This window comes from Magnetococcales bacterium (assembly GCA_015231925.1).
GTDB lineage: Bacteria > Pseudomonadota > Magnetococcia > Magnetococcales > JADGAQ01 > JADGAQ01.
The window spans coordinates 1-6,008 of sequence record JADGAQ010000225.1 but is presented as its reverse complement, the minus strand read 5'-3'; the positions used below and the strand labels follow the sequence as shown (position 1 = coordinate 6,008).

4 protein-coding genes are annotated in these 6,008 nt (G+C 56.8%); 2 read left to right on the top strand and 2 right to left on the bottom strand.

The window, feature by feature from the left end:
* On the top strand, positions 1–1,096 hold a 1,096-nt coding region (locus tag HQL56_17565; GenBank protein MBF0311327.1), incomplete at its 5' end, for an AAA family ATPase.
* A gap of 1 nt (position 1,097) precedes the next feature.
* Positions 1,098–1,643, top strand: coding sequence for a hypothetical protein (locus HQL56_17560; protein MBF0311326.1), 546 nt, complete (start codon positions 1,098–1,100; stop codon positions 1,641–1,643).
* Between the two features lie 131 nt (positions 1,644–1,774).
* Here HQL56_17560 and HQL56_17555 read toward each other — a convergent pair whose 3' ends face one another.
* Entirely contained in the window at positions 1,775–4,534 is a 2,760-nt protein-coding gene (locus HQL56_17555; protein ID MBF0311325.1) for a response regulator, read from the bottom strand.
* A gap of 7 nt (positions 4,535–4,541) precedes the next feature.
* Positions 4,542–5,573, bottom strand: coding sequence for an ABC transporter substrate-binding protein (locus HQL56_17550; protein ID MBF0311324.1), 1,032 nt, complete (start codon positions 5,571–5,573; stop codon positions 4,542–4,544).
* Positions 5,574–6,008: the final 435 nt, after the last annotated feature.

The window sequence follows — 6,008 nt, the reverse complement described above, 5'->3', positions numbered from 1 at the left end:
TGTTTTCGCTGCTGACGCTTCTTTTTTCCCATTAGCCAAGATTCGGGTAACAATCGAGAAAGACGTACTGAAACAGCTCACCTTCTTCGAGCAGCAGGTAAGCAGCGGGCAAAATCAGATCATGAGTATCACCGTCGAGAACGGGAGTGAAGAGATCGCCTTTTCTCTTCTCGGCAAGGAAAATGCGATTCCCCATCGGTTGATCCTGCAACGCATTATCGGGGGTGCGGTCAAGGAAATTCTTTTTAATACCATTCTCCCCAAGCCCTTCATTGCCAGCGTCGAAAGAACGGGGGCGGCCATTTTTCGGCGGGAGTTGGATATCACCCGTAATCGCCTGCTGGAAACCATGGCCTCCCAGGGCAAGGATCTCGATCCGTTCGAGTTGTTGCAAAAGGCCTACTCACGTTATGCCTTGCCTGTCAATGCCAATGTCGATTTTGCCAGGGATTACGAATCCATCAGCAAAGAAACCAACAGCCTCAAACGGAGTGCGGCCCTGATCGCCACGCGATTCCAAACCCTTTGCGGAGGAAAGTTCGAATTCAAGAACAGCAAACTTGTTTTTGTTCCGGAGGAGAACGTCAAGCTGAAACTGGACATCAATGAAAGCTCCAGTTCCGTCCGTTCCCTCTTCCATCTGGGAGGGTATCTGGCCCATTTGGCCACGCCAGGTGACCTGCTGATCATCGACGAACCGGAACTGAACCTTCATCCGAAGAATCAGCGGCTTGTGGCGCGACTGCTGGCCATTTTGTGCAACCAGGGGGTGAGTGTCTTCATTACAACCCACAGCGACTACATTGTGCGCGAATTAAATACTTTACTGCTTCTTTATAAACAAACCCCCCATATGGAAGCCGTGCGCAACAAATACAACTATTCGAGAGATGAACTGCTCTCTGCGGATTCGGTTCGAATTTACACCGTTGCGGAGAAAATGGTTTTGCTGGAAGGCGGCAAGAGGAAACAACGAGCCAGGACCTTGGTGCCTGTTCCCGTCTCGCAGGAGGAGGGAGTCGGAATCTCCAGCTTTGACGACGCGACAGACGAGATGAATCGTATTCAGGATGAAATCCTTTACGGAGAGCCCTGATATGATTCAAAATCATGAAATTATAAAAAGATTAATTCAGGACGCCTTTATTTCGATACCCTATCAAACGGAATCGGCTCATGCCATACTTCTCAAGGAAAACGATCCTCAGGCTTCGCTGAGTAAAGTTTACATTGAGAATGTTCCGAAAGAGGCCGTTCTGATCCACATGGACCAAATCCCTCCCCCGGAATGCCTCCGTGAAAATTACCGCAAGCGGTGCGATTACACGTTGGTAACACAAGACTGCATACTCTTTATGGAGATGAAATCCTCAGCAAAGACCTCACGAGAAAATGAGATTATCCAACAATTCAAGGGGGCAGACGCTGTACTGGAATTTATCGCCGCCGCATCCCGGAATTTTCTCGGCGAAGGCTCATGGCGGACCAGAACCCGAAAATATATTATTTTTGTCGGTGGGGTCGAAAAACGACCTACAAAAATAAAAAAGTTGGCAACACCTTCTTCAATCGACTCTCCGGCTTATCTGCATGTGCATGACAGGAAATCAATCACCTTTCATGAACTCTCGAACAGAGCCTGATCTCTTCCGATCCCCTCTCCCGTCGGGCGATTAAAAAATAGTTTATTAATTGATTTGGATGATTGCATAAATGGCGATTGAAAGTCAAATTGCTATAATATTATTATTGCAGAAAAACAATATATAATAACTCAAAGAGTGCCGCCCTCTGGTTGAGGGTGTTTTGCAATGTCCTGCAACACCCCCAACAGCCGGGCCTTGCGAATCGGTTTGCTCAGGTGGGCGTCGCAGCCGGCGGCCAGGCTGCGCTCCAGATCTTCCTGCAGGGCGTAGGCCGTCAACGCCACCACCGTGGTACGGGGCAACCCGTGCTCCCGTTCCCACTCCCGCCACAAGCGGGTTGCCTCATGCCCGTCCATCAGCGGCATCTGCACATCCATCAGCACCAGATCGTAACGTTGCCGCTTCAGCATCTCCAGAGCCGATACCCCGTTTTCCGCCACCTCCAATACATGGGGGGTTTTCTCCAGGTAGGCTTGAATCAGCAGTCTGTTATCCTCGGAATCATCCACCAGCAGCACCTGCAGGGCAACGGCTCCCGTTTCCGCCGCCTGGGGTGAGACCTCCGCCGGAAGGCCGCTTTCGAGGCCGAGGGCCTGGGCTACAGTGTGCAGAAACTCCAGGTGACGCACCGGTTTGACCAGATAGTGGCCGATACCCAGAGCCGCGCTGCGTTCCCGGTGCCGTTCGCGGTGATCGGAGGTCAATACCAGAATCGGTGTACCCGGATGGCCCGCCGCTTTCCAGCACTCCACCACCTGAAAACCGTCCATACCCGGCATGCGCACGTCCACCAGCAGGATGTCGAAAGGCGTGCCTTCGGCTACCGCTTTCTCCATGGCCATCAACCCCGAAACGCCATCCTCCACCTCCACCACCCGAGCCCCGTGTTGTTCCAGCATCTCCCGCTGCACCAGGCGGTTGAGGGCCGTATCGTCCACAATCAGCACCCGAACCCCCTGGAACTGGAAAGCCTCCTTCCTGACGGATGCGGAGGATCTCCCTTCCCGGAAAGGACAGCGTATGCGGAAATGGGCTCCCTCCCCTTCCCGGCTTTCCACCGAGACGTCCCCTCCCATCAATTCCACCAGGCGTCGCACGATGGACAGCCCCAGGCCGGTACCCCCGAAACGCCGGGTGGTGCTGTTGTCCGCCTGGGTGAAACTGTCAAAAATAGGACCCTGCCGATGGCTTGGAATGCCGATCCCCGTATCCCGCACGGAAAATTCCAGCCAGGTTCCGTCGGCATCGCCCGACCTTGGTTCGGCACGCCTCCCCTCCAGTTCGATGTACCCGGATTCGGTGAATTTCACCGCGTTGCCCACCAGATTGAGGAAGATCTGACGCAGACGCACCGGATCTCCCACCAGTCGGGCCGGTACATCCCCCTCCATTCGCCAAACCAGTTCCAAACCTTTGCCATGGGCGCGTGGCGCCATGATTTCGCAGCAGGTTTCCAACTCCTCTCCCAGGTCGAAGTCGATCTGCTCCAGTTCCATGCGGCCCGCCTCGATCTTGGAGAAATCGAGGACATCATTGATGATGGAAAGCAGGGTTTCTCCCGCACAGCGGCTGAGGTGTACATATTTCCGCTGGTCCGGCAGAAGGGCGGTCTCCCACAGCAGGTCGGTCATGCCCAGAATGGCGTTCATGGGGGTGCGGATCTCATGGCTCATGTTGGCCAGAAAGTCACTTTTGGCCCGATTGGCGGTCTGGGCCATCTCGCTGGTGCGGGTCAATTCGTCTTTGATGCGATGAAAGGCGGTGGTATCGGAAAAGACCACCAGCAGATGGGGCTGGGCGTCAAGGGTCAGGGGCGCCAGGTGGCAATCGATCCAGGTATCGATGCCGAAGCTGGTGTGAACGAACACCTCCTGACGCCGCACCTGACCGCTATGCAGGCAATCCAGGGCGGTTTCGAGCAGACCTGAATCCCGCCAGGAGGCGAGTTGCCGGAAGTTGCGGCTGAGGAAACCCTCCATGGTGGCGCCAACGGTGCGTGCGGCGGTTTCATTGCCAAGCACCGTTTGCCCGTCGGCATGAAAAACCACCACCCCCACCGGAGCGCCGTGAATGATGCGTCGATTGAACTCCAGCGCTTCGGCCAGTCGTTGTTCCGATGCCCGCAAGGCGTCTCTTTCCGTTTGCAGTTCTTCCCGTGAGACGGTCAGGGCATTCAGGTTATCGCTCATGCGGTTCAGGGAATCGGCGACATCCTGCAGTTCGTCGCGGGAGTGCAGCACGATGGGATGGTTGAGATTGCCGGCCCCCAGGCCGCGAATCCCCTCCCTCAGAATCGATACCGAACGGGAGATGGCGCGAATGGTGATTCCGGAGGAGAAGGCCACGCCGGTGGCCAGGATCACCAGAAGCAGGAGATGGACTTGTCCCTGCCGATGGGCCAGCCGACTCATGGCCGCCTGTTGCCGGTCATGCAGCTTCTGGGTCAGAGGTACCAGCGATTGGGCCTCGATGCGAATGCGGCGCAGCAGAAGATTGCGGTAAAGCGCCGAGGCGGGCGTCCGGGCGGAGGGAGGTTGCTGGTGATACTCCTGATGCAGCGTCGCGGAGCGGTCCAACCCCTCCCACATGGCATCGAGCAGGTAGATTTCATCGGTATCGGAGGTCGTCTGTCGCAGGGAGGCCACGGCTTCGGAGAGCCGCTGCACAGTCGCGTGCCACATGGCTTCCGGGCGTTCCCCACCCTGCATGACATTTTCGAAGGTCAGCACCGTCAGATCGGCGGAATGTTTCATCACCTCGTTGCTCTGGCGCACCCGCCCGATCATGGCCTCCAGATCCTGTTGCACCAACAAGGCTTGCGCCGTCAACAGAACGAAGACGGCCAGGGGAAGCAGCCCCATCCACAACAGTTTGGTGCGAATATACATGCCCCGCCTACTCCAACAGGTTGACAGCCACCGGACGCACGCTGCGCAACGGTCCGGCTTCGAGGTTGGAAAGGAAATTGGGCAGGGTCCGCTTGTCCGTCAGATCGTTGCGAATGGCCCAGTCGGCAACGTTTTCCAGGGTCAACAAAAAGCGGTGATCCAACCAGACCCGCAGGCGGGCGTGCTGCCACTGGGACTCCAATTCTTCTCCCGGAAGAAGACGCAGCAGGAGCTTCCGGGCTTCGTTATCCGAATCCCGCACGAAAGCCTCGGCCCGGATCAAGGCGTGAAGAAAGCGTTCCAAGGCCTTTTCACGTCCGGGAAGGCTCTCTTCGAGAGTGGCCAGCAGGAAAACCTTGTCATACAAACCGATGGCTTCGAAAACGACCGCGTTCTCCCCCAGTCGCGCCGTGGCCCGACTCAGAAAGGGATCCCGTGTGCTGATCGCATCGACTTCTCCGGCCACGATGCGATCCGGCAACTCGGGGAGTTTATGGAAGTGGGGGGTGATGTCCTGCATGGAAAGCCCGTTTTTCAGCAGAAACTGATCCAGAAAAAAGTGGGTCGACAGGCGTTTCTGGGTGGCGATGCGCTTTCCGTTGAGGTCGGAGGGAACGGCAATGCCCGCATCTTTTCGCGCCAGAATGCGCACCTCGTTGTCGCTGCCGCCGATGACGGCCAGGGCGCGGAGCTGCGGTCGTTCGAAAAGGCGCAGTACGAAAGCGGTCTCCGCCACCGTTGCCAGATCCGCCTGACCCGATTCGACACGCTGGAGTGCCTCGTCCCCGGTGGCATGTTCGGAGAGGACAACATCCAGCCCGGCATTCCGAAAGTAACCCAGGCGTTGCGCCAGGGTGACCAGACCCGTCAGCAACGTCGGGGTGTGGGCCACCACCAGACGGAGTTCCTTCGAGGCTTCGGGTTGCCCGATGCCGAGGTTGACCAGCGACAAAAAGGCCACAAGGCCGGCGACCAGACCGAGGCAAAGTCGTCGCCGCGAAGGGAGGGGACGGGAAGTTCGGCTGGAAGGTCTGAACATGTGGCCACCTCCGGAGAGCGCAGGGCGACGTTTCCCGGATGGAGAGTCTTCACCTTGCAAGGCCATTTTAGAGTATATTGGATAGATTTTGCTAATTTTATTAATTGATTCAACTTGTTGATCTATATCAAGTTAATCGCTCTGCCGAGATACTCGGGCCCTTGAGTGCCGGCAGATTCCTTATGAGGATCATTTCTTGAAATTATCCCACCTCCTTCGGAACCGTTGTCGCGAAACCGGCCAGGCGCGTCAGGACAGGGCGCGCGACGTCCTGACGAGCGGAACCGTGGCGGTTTCACGGTGAGGCTCGTCGGGTGAGCGCGACGCCGTCATGGCGCGGTCCAGGTCCGATTGCAGCAGAATGGTATGAATAATTCCGTGTAACTATTCACCACCCCTCCCGCGTAGCCTGACAGGGGGGCTGAAGTGAGGTGG